Origin of the sequence: Geodermatophilus saharensis (assembly GCF_900188205.1) — a bacterium.
GTDB lineage: Bacteria > Actinomycetota > Actinomycetes > Mycobacteriales > Geodermatophilaceae > Geodermatophilus > Geodermatophilus saharensis.
The window spans coordinates 89,012-106,106 of sequence record NZ_FZOH01000004.1; the positions used below are offsets into that span (position 1 = coordinate 89,012).

The 17,095-nt window shown below is 76.3% G+C and carries 15 protein-coding genes; 8 read left to right on the forward strand and 7 right to left on the reverse strand.

Features of this window, described 5'->3' with window-relative positions; genetic code table 11:
* The 3 genes from CHC04_RS11760 to CHC04_RS11770 form a co-directional block, all read right to left on the reverse strand.
* Positions 1-495 (reverse strand): FBP domain-containing protein, encoded by a 495-nt coding sequence (locus CHC04_RS11760; RefSeq protein WP_089404138.1) that lies wholly within the window; start codon positions 493-495, stop codon positions 1-3.
* A gap of 177 nt (positions 496-672) precedes the next feature.
* On the reverse strand, positions 673-1,335 hold the full coding sequence (locus tag CHC04_RS11765) for a response regulator (protein ID WP_089404139.1): 663 nt from the start codon (positions 1,333-1,335) through the stop codon (positions 673-675).
* Positions 1,332-2,513, reverse strand: coding sequence for a sensor histidine kinase (locus tag CHC04_RS11770; RefSeq protein ID WP_141233778.1), 1,182 nt, complete (start codon positions 2,511-2,513; stop codon positions 1,332-1,334). The genes CHC04_RS11765 and CHC04_RS11770 overlap by 4 nt, the downstream gene beginning before the upstream one ends.
* A gap of 143 nt (positions 2,514-2,656) precedes the next feature.
* On the opposite strand from CHC04_RS11770, the gene CHC04_RS11775 reads away from it, so the two are divergent.
* Positions 2,657-4,252: a sensor histidine kinase gene (locus CHC04_RS11775; protein ID WP_176449965.1), complete on the forward strand. Its 1,596-nt coding sequence runs from the start codon at positions 2,657-2,659 to the stop codon at positions 4,250-4,252.
* 20 nt (positions 4,253-4,272) lie between these two features.
* Here CHC04_RS11775 and CHC04_RS25285 read toward each other — a convergent pair whose 3' ends face one another.
* A complete protein-coding gene (locus CHC04_RS25285) occupies positions 4,273-6,804 on the reverse strand; it encodes an ABC transporter permease (RefSeq protein ID WP_089404142.1) in 2,532 nt (843 codons plus the stop codon).
* A gap of 1 nt (position 6,805) precedes the next feature.
* Positions 6,806-7,603 carry an ABC transporter ATP-binding protein gene (locus CHC04_RS11785; RefSeq protein ID WP_089404143.1) on the reverse strand — a complete coding sequence of 266 codons (798 nt, stop codon included), beginning with the start codon at positions 7,601-7,603 and terminating at the stop codon, positions 6,806-6,808.
* 208 nt (positions 7,604-7,811) lie between these two features.
* On the opposite strand from CHC04_RS11785, the gene CHC04_RS11790 reads away from it, so the two are divergent.
* From CHC04_RS11790 to CHC04_RS11815, 6 genes are all read left to right on the forward strand, one after another.
* Positions 7,812-8,498, forward strand: a complete 687-nt coding sequence (locus CHC04_RS11790) for a phosphatase PAP2 family protein (RefSeq protein WP_217897320.1) — start codon at positions 7,812-7,814, stop codon at positions 8,496-8,498.
* Positions 8,495-9,130, forward strand: a complete 636-nt coding sequence (locus tag CHC04_RS11795; protein WP_089404144.1) for a GNAT family N-acetyltransferase — start codon at positions 8,495-8,497, stop codon at positions 9,128-9,130. The genes CHC04_RS11790 and CHC04_RS11795 overlap by 4 nt, the downstream gene beginning before the upstream one ends.
* A gap of 32 nt (positions 9,131-9,162) precedes the next feature.
* A complete protein-coding gene (gene dtd / locus CHC04_RS11800) occupies positions 9,163-9,594 on the forward strand; it encodes a D-aminoacyl-tRNA deacylase (protein ID WP_089404145.1) in 432 nt (143 codons plus the stop codon).
* Between the two features lie 242 nt (positions 9,595-9,836).
* Entirely contained in the window at positions 9,837-10,820 is a 984-nt protein-coding gene (gene sigB, locus CHC04_RS11805; RefSeq protein ID WP_089404146.1) for an RNA polymerase sigma factor SigB, read from the forward strand.
* Between the two features lie 112 nt (positions 10,821-10,932).
* Positions 10,933-11,481: a TIGR03086 family metal-binding protein gene (locus CHC04_RS11810; protein WP_217897321.1), complete on the forward strand. Its 549-nt coding sequence runs from the start codon at positions 10,933-10,935 to the stop codon at positions 11,479-11,481.
* Positions 11,482-11,552: 71 nt separating this feature from the next.
* Positions 11,553-12,197 carry a dihydrofolate reductase family protein gene (locus tag CHC04_RS11815; RefSeq protein ID WP_089404394.1) on the forward strand — a complete coding sequence of 215 codons (645 nt, stop codon included), beginning with the start codon at positions 11,553-11,555 and terminating at the stop codon, positions 12,195-12,197.
* A 9-nt stretch (positions 12,198-12,206) separates the two neighbouring features.
* On the opposite strand, the gene CHC04_RS11820 is transcribed toward CHC04_RS11815, so the two are convergent.
* Complete coding sequence (locus CHC04_RS11820; RefSeq protein WP_089404147.1) at positions 12,207-14,918, reverse strand: bifunctional acetate--CoA ligase family protein/GNAT family N-acetyltransferase; 2,712 nt, start codon at positions 14,916-14,918, stop codon at positions 12,207-12,209.
* Positions 14,911-16,092: an acetoin utilization protein AcuC gene (locus tag CHC04_RS11825; protein WP_089404148.1), complete on the reverse strand. Its 1,182-nt coding sequence runs from the start codon at positions 16,090-16,092 to the stop codon at positions 14,911-14,913. The genes CHC04_RS11820 and CHC04_RS11825 overlap by 8 nt, the downstream gene beginning before the upstream one ends.
* 213 nt (positions 16,093-16,305) lie before the next feature.
* On the opposite strand from CHC04_RS11825, the gene CHC04_RS11830 reads away from it, so the two are divergent.
* The gene (locus tag CHC04_RS11830) at positions 16,306-17,013 is read left to right on the forward strand and encodes an iron-dependent transcriptional repressor DtxR (protein WP_089404149.1); all 708 of its coding nucleotides are present in this window, start codon (positions 16,306-16,308) and stop codon (positions 17,011-17,013) included.
* The last annotated feature ends 82 nt before the right edge of the window (positions 17,014-17,095 follow it).

The following is a 17,095-nucleotide window of genomic DNA, read 5'->3' on the forward strand; positions in this document are numbered from 1 at the left end:
TCAGGGACGCAGCACGTGGCCGACGAAGGTGTCCAGCCGCCGGCGCAGCTCGTCGACCCGCTCGGGGACGACCTCCGCGGGGTCGCGCTCCCGCAGCCACGGCGGGATCTCGGTCCGGACGCGGGAGGAGCAGGCGAGGTCGGCGCAGACGTACTGGCCGACCGTGTTGCCGTTGCGGCCGGCCTCCCCGGCGCGGCGGGCGGTGAACAGCGAGACGTCCGCGCCGGTCTGCGTGGTCTGGCAGAGTAGGCACATCGCCGACGTGCGGGCGGACATCGCCGTGTCCGCGGCGCGCAGGGCGATGCCCAGCGGGCGGCCCTCCCGCCACAGGACGGCGTAGCCGCGCAGCGGGGCCCGGGCGTCCCGCCAGCCCAGGAAGTCCAGGTCGTCCCACGGCAGGTCGGACAGGCCGGCCGGCAGCGTGGCGGCCGCGGCCTCGCTGCGGGAGCAGTTGACGAACGAGCGCCGGATCTGGGGCTCGGTGAGGGGGTCCACGGTGGTCCTCCGGACGTGGGGCGTGCGCGGGCCGGCCTCCGCCGGGCGGGTGCGGCGGGCCCGTTCGGGTCTCCCCCAGCGTGCGTCGGCCGGCCCCGCCGGTCGTCCTCCGCGCGTGCCGTCCTCCCCTCCTCCCCGCGGAGGACGTCGCGCGGTGTCCTCCTGCGCGCGGGCCGCTCAGGAGGCGGAGGGCCTGACGATCCCCCGCTCGTAGGCCAGCACCACGGCCTGCACGCGGTCGCGCAGGCCGAGCTTCATGAGGACGTTGCTGACGTGGGTCTTGACCGTGGTCTCGCTGAGCACGAGCTCCGCGGCGATCTCGGCGTTGGACATGCCCCGGGCCACCAGCAGCAGGACCTGGTGCTCGCGCTCGGTGAGCCCGTCCAGCGGCGGGGGCTCCTGCCCGGCGGCCGGGAGCAGCCGGGCGAAGCGGTCCAGCAGGCGCCGGGTGACCCGCGGCGCGACGACGGCCTCGCCCCGGTGGACGACGCGCACGGCGTCCACGAGGTCCTCCGCGGGCACGTCCTTGAGCAGGAAGCCCGAGGCGCCGGCCCGCAGCGAGTCGACGACGTACTCGTCGAGGTCGTAGGTGGTCAGCACCAGCACGCGGGGCGGGTCGGGCAGCTCGGCCAGCCGCCGGGTCGCCTCGACGCCGTCCATGCGCGGCATGCGGATGTCCATGAGGACGACGTCCGGGCGCAGCGCCCGCACCTGGGACAGCGCGACCTCGCCGTCGCCGGCCTCGCCGACGACCTCGACGTCCGGCTCGGACTGCAGGATGAGCCGGAAGCCGGTGCGCAGCAGCGGCTGGTCGTCGACCAGCAGCACCCGGATGGTCACGCGGCACTCCTCGACGTCGGCAGGGTGGCGGTGACGGTGAACCCGCCCCCGCCGCGCGGGCCGGCACGCAGCCGCCCGCCGTAGACCGCGACGCGCTCGGCCAGCGAGCGCAGCCCCCGGCCCTCGGACTCTCCGTCCCGCGCGCCGCGGCCGTCGTCCTCGACGGCGAGCGACAGGCTCCCGGGGCGCCAGTGCAGCACGACCGTCGCCGCGGCCCGGCCGGCGTGCTGCTGGCAGTTGCGCAGCGCCTCCTGCACCAGGCGGTAGGCGGTCAGCGCGACCCCGGGCTCGACCTCGGCCGCGGTGCCGACCGACACCAGGTCCACCGGCAGGCCGGCGGCCCGGGCCGAGGCCACCAGGTCGTCGATGTCGGCCAGGCCCGGCTGCGGCCGCAGGTCGGCGGCGTCGTCACTGGGGCGCAGCACGCCGAGGATGCGCCGCATGTCGGCGATCGCGTCCTGACCGGTGCGCTCCACCGTGCGCAGCAGGTCCTCGGCGGTGTCCGGGTCGCTGCGCAGCAGGCGCCGGGCGGCGGCGGTCTGCACGGTCAGCGCCGTCAGGCCGTGGGTGACCAGGTCCTGCATCTCGCGGGCGACGGCGGCCCGCTCGTCGACCTCCACGGCCCGGCTGCGGGCCTCCCGGGCCTCCAGCAGGGCGCGGTTGCGCTCCTCCAGGCCGGCGGTGTGCTCCCGCCGCAGCCGCACCGAGCGGCCCACGCCGAAGCCGGTCCCCAGCAGCAGCCCGTTGCCGAACCAGTCCGCCAGGGAGGGTTCGAAGGGTCCGGTGACCAGGACGACGGCGGCCAGCAGGCCCGCGCCCGCCGTGGCGACGGCGCTCTGCCGCAGCGGGCGGCCGGCGGCGACCGTGTAGGTGACCAGCAGCGGGGCGAGGGTGGCCACGCCCTGCGCGTAGCCCTGCTGCACGGGCAGCAGGGAGGCGACCGACGCCACGGCCAGGGCCGCCAGCGGCCAGCGGGTGCGGACGGCCACCGCCGCGCCGGAGAGCACCGCCAGCCCGACGCTGAGGGCGTCGGGCTCCCGGAAGTCGTAGTCGACGAAGGTCGGGGCCGACCACAGCGCCAGGGTCGCGAACAGGGCGACCAGCGCTCCGAGGACGACGTCCTCCCGTGCGCCCCACTGCCAGCGCGGGGTGCCGGGGCGGACACCGGGAGGCTGCACGCGGCCACGCTAGGCGGCGCCCGCGGGCCGGCGCCTCCTCCGTGCGGACCGGATCCCCCGCCGGCCTCGTCCCCGAGGAGGAGGCCGGCCGGTCGGGTCGACGTTCCAGTCCGGTGCGGTTCCGCTGGCTATCCTGTGCGGCCGTGGACCACCGGGGCGCCGCCGCGCCCGAGCAGCACCAGCCGGCGGCAGCCGTCCCCGCGCCCAGGACCGGCTCGCCGGCTCCCGACCGCACCGACGGCGGGGCCGTGCTCCGCGCGCTCGGACTCGACGCGCTCGTGGACCTCCTCGAGTCGGCGAACTACGGCGTCTGCATCACCGGGGAGGACCACAGCTGGGTGTACCTGAACCCGGCGGGTGCCGCGGTGATCGGCCGCCCGTTCGCCGAGCTGGCCGGTCAGGACTACCTGCAGTCCTTCGCCGAGCACGAGCGGGCCGCGCTGCTGGAGCTCGAGCACGACCAGCGGGCCGGTGACACCGGCTTCTACGCCAACACCGTCGTCCGGCCGGACGGCAGCGAGGTCGGCATCACCTGGTCGGGCTCGGTGCTGCGCGTCGGCGACCGGGAGCTGGCCCCGGCGGTGTTCCACCCGACCTTCGGGCTGGGCCCGTCCGACACCGAGGCGGTGGTCCCCGGCGCGGCCGCGGCCGGCATCGCCGAGGGCGCCCCGGTCGAGGAGGTGCTGGCCAGCCTGGCCCGTGAGGCGGTCGACCGCTCGCGGGCCCTGGGCTGCCTGCTGCTCGCCGAGGCCGACGAGGCCGACGGGGGCCGGCTGCTGCTGCGCGCGTCTGCCGGCCTCCCGCCGGGGACCGGCGACGCCGTCGCGGAGGCCGGCCTGTCCGTCTCCGACCTCCCGGGCGGGGAGCTGCTGACCGCCGGCCGCCTGCTGCTGCTCTCCGACGGGCGGCAGCGTCTCGAGCGGTCCTCACCCCCGCTGGCCGAGCACCTGGCCGGGCTGTGCTGGCAGGGTGCGGCCGCCCTGCCGCTGCACCGCGGCGGGCGCACCGTGGGGTGCCTCCTGCTGCTCATGCCGGCGTCGGTGACCGCCCCCACCAAGTCGGAGCTGACGTCGTGGTCGGCGCTGGGGGCGCACGCCTCGGTCGCGCTGGCCGACGAGCAGCTGCGGGCCCAGGCCGCCGAGCTGGAACGCCGGCGCCTCGGCCGCGACCTGCACGACTCGCTCAGCGCGTCGCTGTTCTCCCTGCACGCCCGGGCCCAGGCCGTGCGGCGCGGCCTGGCGGCCGGGGACGGGGAGCTGGTCGCGGCGGCGGCCCGGGACCTGGAGGAGCTGTCCCGGCAGGCGGTCGCCGAGCTGCGGGCCACGGTCACCGGCATCCGCGGGGGGTCCCCCGACCTGGCCGGTGCCCTGACCGACCTGGCCCGCACCTGCACGGCCCGCGACGGCCTGCCCGTGCGCCTGCGGCTGGCCGCCGGCCTGCCCGCGGTGGACGCGGAGCACACCGAGCACCTGGCCCGCATCGCCGCCGAGGCGCTGCACAACTGCGTCAAGCACGCCCGGGCCGGCAGCGCCGAGCTCGCGCTGGAGGTGCGGGGCTCGGAGCTGGTCCTCACCGTCGCCGACGACGGCCGGGGCTTCGACCCCGGCGCGCCGCGCGGTGGCGGGCACGGGCAGCGGACGATGCGGGAGCGTGCGCTGCTGTGCGGCGGGTGGCTGCACGTGGACAGCGCACCCGGGAGGGGCACGCGGCTCGTCGTCCGCGTGCCCCTCCCGGGCTGACCCGCCTCAGCGGGACCGGCTCACGCCGTGGCGATGGCGTCGAGCACCTGCAGCCGCGCCGCCCGCCGGGCCGGCCACACCGCGGCCACCACCCCGATGAGCGCCCCGAGGACCAGGAAGCCGGCCAGCTGACCGCCGGGGACGACCAGCTCGGTGATGCCCTGGTCGGCCAGCGCGCGGGTCAAGCCCACCCCGAGCACCAGGCCCAGGCCCAGGCCCAGCACCGCCCCGTACACGGAGATGAGCACCGCCTCGAGCCGCACCGTGCGGCGCAGCTGCCTGCGGTCCATGCCGACGGCGCGCAGCAGGCCGATCTCCCGCGTCCGCTCCAGCACCGACATCGCCAGGGTGTTGACGATCCCGAGGACGGCGATGAGGACCGACAGCACCAGCAGCGCGTTGATGAGCAGCAGCACCTGGTCGACCTGCGCCTTCTGCTCACCGGCGAACTCGTCGCGGTCCTTGAGGCCGACGACCGGGTAGGCGTCGACGACCGTCTCCAGCGCCGCGCGTGCCGCTGCCGCGTCGGTCCCGTCGGCGAGGACCACGTAGACGTAGCGGTCCAGGGCGGGCCCGCCGAGGGCGGCGTCGGTGTCCAGGGACAGCACCATCGAGCCGACCGCCTGGTTGGCGGCGTAGACCCCGCCGACCGTGAGCTCGGTCGGCTGACCGCCGGCCGACTCGGCCGCGACGGTGTCGCCGACCTCCCAGCCGCGCTCGGCGGCGGTGGTCTCGTCGACCAGCAGGCCGCGCCCGGCCAGCCCGTCGCTGCCGCCGGCGACGTACTCCAGGGCGAGGCCGCGGTCCAGCGTGGTCGCGTCGACGGCGGCGGCGAAGGTGCTCTGCCCGTCCACCCGCACCTGGGTGAACCGCTGCTGGAGGACGGCGTCGACCTCCGGCAGCTGCCGCAGCCGGTCGGCCACCTCGGGGGTGAACGGCTGGCCCACGGCGGTGGAGACGACGTAGTCGGCGCGCACCGTGTCGTCGACGAGGGCGTCGACCGAGGCGTTGGCCGACGCGCCGAGGACGCCGAAGCCGGTCACCAGCGTCAGCCCGACCATCAGCGCGGACGCCGTCGCCGCGGTCCTGCGCGGGTTGCGCTGCGCGTTGTCGCGGGCCAGCCGGCCGGCCGTGCCCGCCAGCCGCGGCAGCGGCGCGCCGAGCACCCGGACGACGGGCCGGGCCAGGACCGGGCTGAGCGCGACCGCGCCCAGCACCAGGGCCAGCCCGCCGACCCCGACGAGGGCCGGGGCGTGGCCGCTGTCACCGGCCGCCACGCTGCCGGCCAGGGCACCGGCCGCGACGGCGACCAGCGCGACGCCGAAAGCGGTCCGGCGGCGCAGCGACCGCTCCACCGCCACGTGGTCGTCGCGCATGGCGGCGACCGGCGGGGTGCGGGCCGCCCGGCGGGCGGGCACCCAGGCCGCGAGCACGGTCACCAGGACGCCGACGGCGTAGGACCAGACCACCGTGTCCGCCGACAGCACCAGGTCGCCGTCCAGCGTGAGCCCGAACGTGCCGAACAGCGCCCGCAGCCCGGTCGCGATGCCGAACCCGCCGGCCAGGCCGACCGTGGCGCCGACGACGCCGAGGACGACGGCCTCCAGCAGCACCGACCGGGTGACCTGCCCCCGGCCGGCGCCCAGGGCCCGCAGCAGCGCGAGCTCCCGGGTGCGCTGGGCGACCAGCATCGAGAAGGTGTTCAGGATGATGAAGCTGCCAACGAACAGGGCGATGACGGCGAAGGCGGTGAGCAGCACGGTGATGAACGACAGCCCCTCCTCCAGGGCCGCGGACTGCTCGTCGGCCTGCTGCTGCGCCGTCTGGACCGTGTAGCCGTCGCCGACCGCGGCGACGACCCGGTCGGCGAGCTCGTCGTGGGAGACGTCCTCGGCGGCGGCCACCTGGATGCCGCTGAAGCCGTCGCCGACGCCCGTCAGCTGCTGGGCGGTGGCCACGTCGAAGGCGGTGAGGGAGGCGCCGGCCAGGCCGCCGTCCTCCCCGAAGGTGAAGACGCCGACGACGGTGGCCTCGACCCGGGGGCCGGGGGTCAGCAGCGTCACCCGGTCGCCGACCGCGTAGCCGGCCTCCTCGGCGCTGCCGCTGTCGAGCGCCACCTCGCCGGCGCGCTCGGGGGCCCGGCCCGCGGTCAGCTCGCCGGTGTCGAGCCCGGGCGCGCTGGTCCAGCTGATCCCGATGCCGGGGGCGCCGCCGGTGTCGAGGACCTCCCCGGCGGGGGTCAGCAGGTAGACGCCCTGGGCCTGCACGTAGCCCTCGGCGGCGGCCACGCCGTCGACGGCGCGCACCTGCCCGACCAGCGTCCCGGGCACCGAGAGCGTGCCGGCGGGCCCGTCGATGCCCTCGGCGCCGCCCTCCGGGGTCACGGCGACGTCGGACGCGGTGCTCTCGAAGAGGTCGGTGAAGGTCCGGTCGAGGGTGTCGGTGAAGATCATCGTGCCGGCGACGAAGGCGACGCCGAGCACGATCGCCACCGCCGACAGGGCCAGGCGCAGCTTGTGCGCCAGGAGGCTGCGCAGGGTCGCGCGGCGCATCTCAGCCCACCTCGACGATGCGGCCGGCGGCGTCGAACGCCTTCATGCGGTCGAGGACGCGCTCCGCGGTGGGGGCGGCCATCTCGTCGACGATGCGCCCGTCGGCGAGGAAGAGGACCCGGTCGGCGTAGGAGGCGGCCGCGGGGTCGTGGGTCACCATGACCACCGTCTGGCCCATCTCGCGCACCGAGGTCCGCAGGAAGGACAGCACCGAGGCCCCGCTGCGGGAGTCGAGGTTGCCCGTGGGCTCGTCGGCGAACACCACCTGGGGACGGCCGGCCAGGGCACGGGCGCACGCCACCCGCTGCTGCTGCCCGCCGGACAGCTCGGCCGGCCGGTGGCCGAGCCGGGAGCGCAGGCCGACGGCGTCGACGACGGAGTCCAGCCAGGCCGCGTCGGGGGTGCGCCCGGCGATGTCCATGGGCAGCGTGATGTTCTCCAGCGCCGTCAGCGTCGGAAGCAGGTTGAACGCCTGGAAGACGAACCCGATGCGGTCGCGGCGCAGGCGGGTCAGGCCCCGGTCGTCCAGGGCCGAGAGCTCGGTGTCGCCGATCCAGGCGGAGCCGGAGGTCAGGGAGTCCAGGCCGGCCATGCAGTGCATGAGCGTGGACTTGCCCGAGCCGGAGGGGCCCATGATCGCGGTGAACTCGCCGTGGCGGAAGTCGACGTCGACGGCGTCGAGCGCGGTGACCCGGGTGTCGCCGCGGCCGTAGACCTTGGTCAGGGCCCGGCCGCGGGCGGCGGGCGTGCCGGCCGCCGTGGCGGGGACGGCCGGGGACGTCTGCTGGACCGGTGTCACGGTCTGGCTCCTCGAGGTGGTCGGGTGCCGCACCTGCTGCGGCGTCCCGAGCCTGCGGGCGCCGGCGCCGGGGCGGATCGGCCTGCGGGACGGTCGCCGGAGGGGTCCTCGAGGAGGAGGGCCGGTCCCTGCTCCTCCTCGCGCAGGAGACCCGGCCGGTCCGGCGGTCCGAGGCGACCGGCGCCTGCGCGGCCGGAGCATCGGGGGCGTGCTCTCCCCCGCTCCCCGGCTGCGGCCGGTCCTGGTGCCCGCCGCCCTGCTGGTCGCGGCCGCCGTGCTGCTGCTGACCAACGACGTCCCCGGTCCCGACCTGGCCCGCTCGGTGGTGCGGGCGGTGGCGGACCGGCCCGGCTGGGTCCACCGGGGCGTCGAGGTGCTCAGCGAGGGCGGCCCGGTCGCCCTCGCCCTGCTGCTCGCCGCGGCGGCGTGGCGCCGGCGGGCCCGGGTCGAGCCGGTCGTCACCGCGTTGCTCGCCGGGGCCGCGGTGGTCGGCGCGCTCGGCGCGAGCGAGGCGCTCAAGGCGGCGGTGGCGCAGGACCGGCCGTGCCGCGTGGTCCCGGGGCTGACGGCGCTGGTCGAGTGCCCGCCGCCGGGTGACTGGTCGCTGCCGAGCAACCACGCCACGCTGGCCGCCGCGCTGGCCACCGCGGTCGTGCTGCTGGCGCCGGCGTGGTGGCGGGTCGCCGTCCCGCTGGCCCTGCTCGTCGGCGCGTCGCGGGTGGCGCTGGGCGTCCACCTGCCGCACGACGTCGTCGACGGGCTGGTCCTCGGGTCGGCGGTGGTGCTCGCCGTCGTCGTGCCGCTGCGGCGGCCGGCCGCCCGGCTCGTCCGCGCCCTGGCAGGGTTCCCCCACGGGCACCGGCTGCGGGCGATGGTGACGAGGAGGGAGCCGTGACGGGCACGAGGATCCGCCGCGCGAGGACGGAGGACGCGGCGGCGGTGGGGGACGTCCTCGCCGAGGCGTTCGACGACTACCCCTGGATCCGCTGGGCGTTCGGGGAGCACCGCAGGCGGGAGCGGCTCCGGGAGCTCTACCGGCTCCAGGCCGGGCTCGCCGGTGCCGAGGCGGGCGGGACCTGGGTCGCCGAGCGGGGCGGCGCGGTCGTGGCGGCCGCCTGCTGGGCGCGGCCGGACGACCCGCCGCCGTCGCCGGCGACCCGGCGGCTCCTGGCCGAGGGGATCCCCCCGCTGCTGGGGGACCGCGCCGCGGCGCTGGAGGCAGCGGAGGCCGCCGGTGCGCACGCGCGGCCGCCGGAGCCGTACTGGCTGCTGGGCTGCGTGGGCACCGTCCCGCGCGAGCGTGGACGCGGCATCGCCGCGGCCCTGCTCGCCCCGGGGATCCGGGCGCTGGACGCCGAGGGCGCCACGGCGGTGCTCGAGACGTCGTCCGCGGCCAACGTGCGGTTCTACGAGCGGCTCGGCTTCGGCGTCCGGGCCGAGCTCGACCCGCCCGGCGGTGCGCCGCACGTCTGGGTCATGGAGCGCCCGCCGCGGCGCGCCCGGCCGGCGGAGGCGCCCCGCCGCTGAGGAGGCGGCTGCCCGCGGCGCAGGATGGGCCGGTGCGCGCGGTGGTGAGCAGGGTGGCCTCGGCGTCGGTGACCGTCGACGGCGCCGTCGTCGGGGAGATCGGCCGGGGCCTGCTGGCGCTGGTCGGCGTCGGCCGGGACGACGACGCCGACCGTGCCCGCGCGCTGGCCCGGAAGGTCCACGAGCTGCGGGTGTTCCCTGCCGACGACGGCGCCCGCTCGGCCGGTGACCTCGGGCTGCCGGTGCTGGTCGTCAGCCAGTTCACGCTCTACGCCGACACGCGCAAGGGCCGCCGCCCGTCGTGGGACGGCGCGGCACCCGGCGAGGTGGCCGAGCCGCTGGTCGGCGAGGTGGTCGCGGAGCTGCGGCGGCGCGGCAGCGAGGTGGCCACGGGGGTGTTCGGCGCCCGCATGGCGGTGGCCTCGGTGAACGACGGCCCGATGACCTTGCTGCTGGACGTCTGATCCGGCGACGGACCGGGTACGGGTGGTGACAGAAGACACGCTCTGTGCGTTGCCTGTGAAGTCGGGCCGCGCGGAACACCAGGGCCCGTCGGGACCGTTGCACGGGGCGTAACACAACGGACGACAACGGACCACATCGGGGTCCCGCCCGGACAGCGGCGCCCCACCCCAGACGCGGACGCACCACCGCCTCCGACAGCCGGCCGGTGCATCCGAACCACAGGCAAGGACGAAGACATCCCGTGACGCTCCTGCAGTCCTCCCCCAGCGACGCTCTCGAGGTCCGCTCGCCGCGACGCGAGCCGGACACCAGTGGCCTGGTGTCGACCGACCTGGTGCGCGTGTACCTCAACACCATCGGCAAGACCGCCCTGCTGACCGCCGAGCAGGAGGTCGAGCTGGCCAAGCGCATCGAGGCCGGCCTCTACGCCGAGCGGCTGCTCGCCGAGCGGCAGCTCACCCCCGCCCTGCAGCGGGACTACAAGGCGCTCGCCGTCGACGGCAAGGCCGCCAAGCGGCACCTGCTCGAGGCCAACCTGCGGCTGGTCGTCTCGGTGGCCAAGCGCTACACCGGGCACGGCATGACGTTCCTGGACCTCATCCAGGAGGGCAACGTCGGCCTCATCCGCGCCGTCGAGAAGTTCGACTACACCAAGGGCTTCAAGTTCTCGACCTACGCGACGTGGTGGATCCGCCAGGCCATCACCCGCGCGATGGCCGACTCCGGCCGCACCATCCGGCTGCCCGTGCACCTGGCCGAGCAGGTCAACAAGGTCGTGCGGACCCGTCGGCGGGTGCACCAGGAGCTCGAGCGCGAGCCCACCGCCGAGGAGCTCGGCCTGGAGCTCGACATGACCCCCGAGCGGGTCACCGAGCTGCTCGAGTACAGCCGTGACCTGGTCAGCCTCGACCAGACCGTCGGTGCCGACGAGGAGTCCCGCCTCGGTGACTTCATCGAGGACGCCGACGCCGCGGTGGCCGAGGACGCGGTGGCCTTCCAGATGATGAAGGGCGACGTGCGCACCGTCCTGTCCACGCTGGAGGAGCGCGAGCGCGACGTCGTGGTGCTCCGCTTCGGCCTCGACGGCGGCCAGCCGCGCACGCTGGAGCAGATCGGCAAGCAGTTCGGTCTCTCCCGCGAGCGGGTGCGCCAGATCGAGCGCGAGACGATGGCCAAGCTGCGCGACCCGCAGCGTGCCGACGCGCTGCGCGACTACCTCGCCTAGCAGTCCCCCGCCGAGAGCCGGCTCCCCACGGGGAGCCGGCTCTCGGCGTTGACAGGCGCGTGTCGCCGGGCCAGGCTCGTCATCAACCGTTCGGTTGAGGAGGCTGGTCGTGGTGACGACGGAGGAACGCTGGCGGCACCTGGCCGACGACCTCGGACGGCGGGTCGACGGCGTCCCCGCCGGCCGCTGGGACGACCCGGCGCCGTGCGAGGGCTGGGCAGCCCGCGACGTCGTCCGGCACCTGGTGGAGTGGATGCCGGCGCTCTACTTCCCCGCGGTGGACCGGCCGGTGCCCGAGATCCCCTCCGTCGACGACGACCCCGCGGGTGCCTGGCGGGCCACCGACGCCGCGATCCGGGCCCTGCTCGCCGACCCGGACCTCGCCCGACGCCCGACCAGCACCCGCGCCGGGGACATGCCGCTCGAGGACCTCGTCGCCATGACCGGGCTGATGGACCTGCTGGTGCACACCTGGGACCTCGCCCGCGCCACCGGCCAGGACGAGACCCTCGACGCGGAGGAGGCGGCGGCGTTCCTCGCCGGGATCGAGCCGTGGGACGCCGCACTGCGCGGCAGCGGCCACTACGGCCCGCGGGTCGCGGTCCCCGACGACGCCGACGCCCAGACCAGGCTGCTCGCCTTCACCGGCCGCCGTCCCTGAGACGGGTCCTCCCCGCGCCGATGAGTCCCGGCGCCGGCGCCGGTCTGCCCGTCGACACCGAGGAGGACAGCGTGGCGCAGTTGCTGAGGGTGCAGAACTTCACCGTCTCCCGCGACGGGTACGGCGCGGGGAAGGGGCAGAGCCTCGAGCGGCCGTTCGGGCACGCCGACCCGCGGGAGCTGATGGCCTGGGCCCTCGCCACCGCGAGCTTCCCGGGGCGCACCGGGCCGGGCGGCAGCCGCGGCCTGGACGACTACTTCACCCGGGACTTCGCGCACGGCATCGGCGCCGAGATCATGGGCCGGAACAAGTTCGGGCCCCAGCGCGGCCCCTGGCAGGACCACGAGTGGCGGGGCTGGTGGGGCGAGGAGCCGCCGTTCCACACGCCGGTGTTCGTGATGACCCACCACGTGCGCCCGTCGTTCACGCTGTCGGACACGACGTTCTCCTTCGTCGACGCCGACCCGGCCACGGTGCTGGAGCAGGCCCGCGCGGCGGCCGGCGGCCTCGACGTGCGGCTCGGGGGCGGCGCCTCGGTGGTCCGGCAGTTCCTCGACGCCGACCTCGTCGACACGCTGCACGTCGCCGTCGCGCCGGTCGAGCTGGGCGCCGGCTCCCGGCTGTGGACCTCACCGGACGAGCTGCTCGACCGCTTCCACCGCGAGGTCGTGCCCAGCCCGAGCGGCGTCACCCACCACCTCTTCTGGAGGCGGTGAGCCGCACCCTCAGTCGCGCATGCGGCGCGGGCCGGGCTCCACGCGGGCGGTGGGCGGTCCGATCCGCACCGTCCCGCCGGCGACGACCAGCGAGCGGCCGCCGTGCCAGGGGTGGGGCGGGCCGGCGATCACCGGGGACAGCGTCAGGCCGAGCACCTCGGGCAGGTCGTCGGCCAGCCGGGCCACCCGCAGCAGCAGCTCCTCCAGCGCCGCGACGTCGACCCGCTCGGCCCCGCGCCAGCCGTCGAGCAGCGGCCACGCCCGCGGCTCGCGCACCAGCTCGGCGGCGTCGAGGTCGGTCAGCGGCAGCGTGCGGTAGGCGCGGTCGCCGAGCAGTTCGGTGGCCACTCCCCCGAGGCCGAAGCTGACCAGCGCGCCGAACGACGGGTCGTCGACGACCTCCACGACCGTCGCCACCCCGGGGGCGGCCATCTCCTGCACGATCACCGGGTCGCCGGCGGGGATGGCCTCGAAGGCGGCGCGGACGGCGTCGGCGTCGGGGAGGTCCAGCCGCACCCCGCCGAGGTCGGTGCGGTGCCGCAGCCACGGTGCGGTGGACTTGAGCACCACCGGATAGCCGACGGCGTCGGCGGCGGCGACGGCCTCCTCGGCCGTGGTGGCCAGCCGGGTGCCGAGCAGCGGCACGCCGTAGGCGGCCAGCAGCGCCAGCGTCTCGTCGTCGGTGAGCTGCCGGCCGCCGGGGGACTCCAGCAGGGCCCCGCGGACCACCGACCGGGCGCGCTCGGCGTCGACGTCGGGCAGGTCGGGCACGGTGCCCACCGGCCGCCGCCGCCAGCGGGCGTACTGCGCCACCCGGGCCAGCGCGATGACCGCCCGCTCCGGCGAGGAGTACGACGGCACCGAGCCGCGGGCGGGCATGCCGTTCGCGTCGGTCACGGTGAGCTCCGGCGGGAACCCCTCGGCGGAGAGGAACGTGGCCAGCACCGGCTTGGCCGACCCCCGCGACACCTCCACCAGCGCCCGGCCGTACTCGTCGGGCGGCGTGTGCACCAGCGGCGGGAGGAACACCGCGACGACGGCGTCGGCACCGTCGTCGTCGACGGCCTCCTGCAGCGCCGTGCGGAAGGCCTCCGGGCTGCCGGTGGTGCCGATGTCGACCGGGGCCTCGTGGGCCAGCGCCAGCCCCTGGTCGAGGACGGAGTCGGCGACGAGCACACCCAGCGCGGTGGAGTTGCCGACGACGGCGACCCGGTCGCCGGCCGGCAGCGGCTGGTGGGCCAGCAGCATGCCGACCTCGAAGAGCTGGGCGACGGTCTCGACCCGGATCACCCCGGCCGAGGCGAACAACGCCGCCACCGACTGCTCGGGCACCGACACCGACGTGCCGGCCAGCCCCGGGGTCAGCCCGCCGTGCCGGCCGCTCTTGACCGCCACCACCGGCTTGGTGCGGCCGACGGTGCGGGCCAGCCGGGCGAACTTGCGCGGGTTGCCGAAGCTCTCCAGGTGCAGCAGCACGACCTCGGTACCGGGGTCGGTGGCCCAGTACTGCAGCAGGTCGTTGCCGCTGACGTCGGCGCGGTTGCCCGCCGAGACGAAGCTGGACAGCCCGATGTTGCGGGAGCGGGCGCGCTCGAGCAGCGCCACGCCCAGCGCGCCGGACTGGGCGAAGAACCCCACCCGGCCGCGGCCGGGGACGTGGGGCGCGAGGCTGGCGTCGAGCCGGATCGCCGGGTCGGTGTTGACGACGCCGAGGCAGTTGGGGCCGACCACCCGCATGCCCGAGGCGCGCGCCGAGGCGACCAGCCGCCGCTCCGCCTCCCGGCCCTCCGGCCCGGTCTCGCCGAACCCGCCGGAGATGACCACCAGGCCGCGGACCCGCTTGCGCCGGCAGGACTCGACCACACCGGCGACCTCGTCGGCCGGGACGGCGACCACCGCGAGGTCGACGTCGCCGGGGATGGCCTCGATCGAGGCGTAGGCGGGCACGCCGCGCACGTGCCGGGCGGCGGGGTTGACCGGGTACACCGGGCCCTCGAAGCCGTGGTCGAGCAGGTTGCGCAGGACGAGGTTGCCGATCTTGCCCTCGTCGTTGCTGGCGCCGACCACCGCGACCGACGACGGGGTGAGCAGCCGCGCGATGGACCGGGACTCGCTGCGCTGCTCGCGCTCGTAGGCCACCGCCAGCGACGTCTGGGTGGGGGCGATCGGGAAGGTCAGGTGGACGACACCCTCGTCGTAGGTGCGCGTGGCCTGGTAGCCGGCGTCGAGGAAGACCCGGACCATCCGGCTGTTCTGTGTCAGCACCTCGGCGACGAAGTTGGTGATGCCGCGCTCGCGGGCGGCGGCGGCCAGGTGCTCGAGCAGCACCGAGCCCAGGCCGCGGCCCTGGTGGGCGTCCTCGACGAGGAACGCGATCTCGGCGTCGGTGGTGCCGGGCAGGCGGTCGTAGCGGCCGACGGCGATGAGCTGGTCGCCGAGCAGGAGCACGAAGGCGACCCGGTCGTGGTGGTCGACGTGGGTGAAGCGGTGCAGGTCCTTGTCGCTGAGCCGCTTCATCGGCCCGAAGAACCGGTAGTAGCGGGTCTGGTCGGAGCTGCGCTCCATCAGGCCGACCAGCCCGTCGGCGTCCTCGGGACAGATCGGGCGCAGGTGCACCGTGCCGCCGTCGGCGGCGACGATGTCGGCCTCCCAGTGCGCCGGGGGCCGCGGCGCGGCCGGCTCCTCGGGCGCCTCGTGCGGAGCGGTCCGCTGTTCAGTCACGGGGGTCGTCCGGGTCGAGACCGAACAGGGGGTAGGACGCCCGCCGGGTGCGCGCGACGGCCCTATCGACGCGGGACTCGGTGAACGGGTCCCACGCGGCGAAGCCGGTGTAGCCGCCCTCGGTCATGTGCGTCGGCGGCCGGGCGCGCAGCCCGCGGGCGACGACGTCGTCGCGCCAGGACTGCGGGATCGCCGTCACCGGGTCCAGCGGCGCGCCGGCCGCCTCGGCCAGCAGGTGGGTCCAGGCCCGCGGCACGCAGCGCACCAGGCCGTAGCCGCCGCCGCCGAGGGCGATCCAGCGGCCGTCGCACAGCTCGTGCGCCAGCTCGTGCACCGCGCGGTAGCTGGCCCGCTGGCCGTCGATGGTCAGCGCGAGGTCGGCGAGGGGGTCCTCGTGGTGGGCGTCGCAGCCGCACTGGGTGACCAGCACCTGCGGCGCGAAGGCACGCAGCACGCCCGGGACGACGGCGTGGAAGGCGCGCAGCCAGCCCGGGTCGTCGGTGCCGTTGGGCAGCGCCACGTTGACGGCGCTGCCGTGCGCCCTCTCCGGGTCGCCGGTCTCCTCCGGGTAGCCGGTCCCGGGGAAGAGGGTCAGCGGGGTCTGGTGGATGCTCACGGTGAGCACCCGCGGGTCGTCGTAGAAGGCGGCCTGCACGCCGTCGCCGTGGTGGACGTCGAGGTCGACGTAGGCGACGCGCTCCACGCCCTGGCCGAGCAGCCAGGCGATCGCGATCGCGGCGTCGTTGAACACGCAGAAGCCCGACGCGCGGTCGCGCATGGCGTGGTGCAGCCCGCCGGAGATGTTCACCGCGTGCTGGGCGCGCCCGGAGTGCACCAGCTCGGCGGCCTGCACGCTGCCGCCGGTGATGAGCGCGGCGGCCTCGTACATGCCCTCGAACACCGGGTTGTCGGCGGTGCCCAGGCCGTAGCGCTCGTCGGGGTCGGTGGGCGCGCGCCGCACCGCCTCCAGGTAGGCCTCGTCGTGCACCAGCGTCAGCAGGTCGGTGCCGGCGGGCGCCGGCCGCACGACGTCGACCCGGTTCGACGCCAGGACGCCGAGGGCGTCGGCCAGTCGCATCGTCAGGTCCAGCCGCACCGGGTGCAGCGGGTGGTCGCCGCCCAGCGTGTAGCCGAGCAGCGCGTCGTCCCAGACGACGGCCACCAAGTCGCTCACGGGGCCCTCCTGTCCGCCTCGGGACCCTCCCGCCGAGGCGTCGTCGTCCCGGCGTCGTCCCTGGCCGGGACGCTACCGCCGGTGCCCGGCCGCCGCCCTCTCCCGGCTCCCGGTCCCGGTCCGGACCTGCGCCGCCGCCCCGTGCGGCCCCCGCGGCGGCCGGGCCCGGTCGCTGGTGGCCCGTAGGATCGGGAGCGACACGGAGGAGTGCCAGTGAACGACCTCATCGACACCACGGAGATGTACCTCCGGACGATCTTCGAGCTGGAGGAGGAGGGCATCGTCCCGCTCCGGGCCCGGATCGCCGAGCGGCTGCACCAGAGCGGTCCCACCGTCAGCCAGACCGTCGCCCGCATGGAGCGCGACGGGCTGCTGACCGTCGAGGGGGACCGGCACCTGCAGCTGTCGGAGTCCGGCCGCGCCCTGGCCACCGCGGTCATGCGCAAGCACCGGCTCGCCGAGTGCCTGCTCGTCGACGTCATCGGCCTGGAGTACGCCGACGTCCACGAGGAGGCCTGCCGCTGGGAGCACGTCATGAGCGAGGCGGTGGAGCGCAAGCTGCTGACCCTGCTCGGCAACCCGACGGTCTCCCCGTTCGGCAACCCGATCCCGGGCCTGGACGCGCTGGGCGGGGAGACCTCGGCGGTGCTCGACTCCCTCACCCTGCTCTCCACCACCGCCACCGCCGAGGGCCGCCGGGTGACGATCCGGCGGATCAGCGAGCAGCTGCAGGAGAACGGTGAGCTGCTGCGCCAGCTCGCCGAGCAGGGGGTGCGCCCGGGCGCGACCGTGGTGGCCCGGTCGACGAACGGCACCGTCACCGTCGACGACCACCCGCTGCCGGCCGGCGTGGCCCAGCACCTGTTCGTCGCCGCGGTCGACGAGGAGCTGACCCCGGCGGAGGCCGCCGCGCAGCTCTGAGGACGGAGCCCGCTGCCCCTGCGCCCCGCGGCCTCGGCGCGGGTCCCGGCACCGAGGCCGTTCCAGCACGTCACCCTGCGCC